General features: G+C 78.0%; 1 protein-coding gene. It reads left to right on the forward strand.

What is annotated here, in order from left to right; translation table 11 throughout:
* A partial coding sequence (locus G3I53_RS28165) for a GntR family transcriptional regulator (protein ID WP_164438918.1) occupies positions 1-691 on the forward strand: 691 nt, incomplete at its 5' end.
* Positions 692-832: the final 141 nt, after the last annotated feature.

Raw genomic sequence — 832 nt, forward strand, 5'->3', positions numbered from 1 at the left:
GGGTGACGGCGCGGCCCGGGGCGAACACACGCACAGCGAGGCACCGCTGCCCCGGCCGCGTGCGACGGTCCAGCGCGCCTCGGTGCGCGGGCAGGTCCTCGCCGCCCTGCGCACGGCGCTCGTGTCGGGCGAACTGCGGCCCGGCGAGGTGTACTCCGCGCCGGTGCTCGCCGAGCGGTTCGGGGTCTCCGCGACTCCCGTGCGGGAGGCGATGCAGCAGCTCACCCTGGAGGGCGCCGTCGAGGTCGTGCCGAACCGGGGCTTCCGGGTGGTCGAGCGGGGCGCCCGCGAACTGGCCGAACTGGCCGAGGTGCGCGCGCTGATCGAGGTGCCGGTGATGATGCGGCTGGCCCGCACGGTGCCGGCCTCGCGCTGGGCCGAACTGCGCCCGCTGGCCGAGGCCACGGTCCGCGCCGCCGTCTCCGGCTGCCGGGCCACCTACGCCGAGTCCGACCGCGCCTTCCACCGCGCGGTGCTCGCACTCGCGGGCAACGAGCAACTCGTCGGCGTCGCCGAGGACCTGCACCGCCGGGCGCAGTGGCCCCTGGTGGGCGGCGGACCCGACGCCCGCCATCGCGGCGAACTGGTCGCCGACGCCCACGAGCACACCGTCCTCCTGGACGCGTTGATCGCGGGCGACCTGGACGTCGTCCGGGACCTGGTGCGGGAGCACTTCACCGGGTCGGCCTGAGGACCGGCTCCGGGGCCAGCCCCTCCGGCCCCTCCGGCCCGAGGGACGCGTGGCGTACGGGGCCGTGCGCGGTGGGCCGGGGGCCGAAGGTGCTCGGTGCCGGGGCGGGGCCCGGCGCGTTCCCGTCGGCCGGCCGCGCCT

The sequence above is a fragment of the Streptomyces sp. SID14436 genome, assembly GCF_010548465.1.
In the GTDB taxonomy this organism is placed as follows: domain Bacteria; phylum Actinomycetota; class Actinomycetes; order Streptomycetales; family Streptomycetaceae; genus Streptomyces.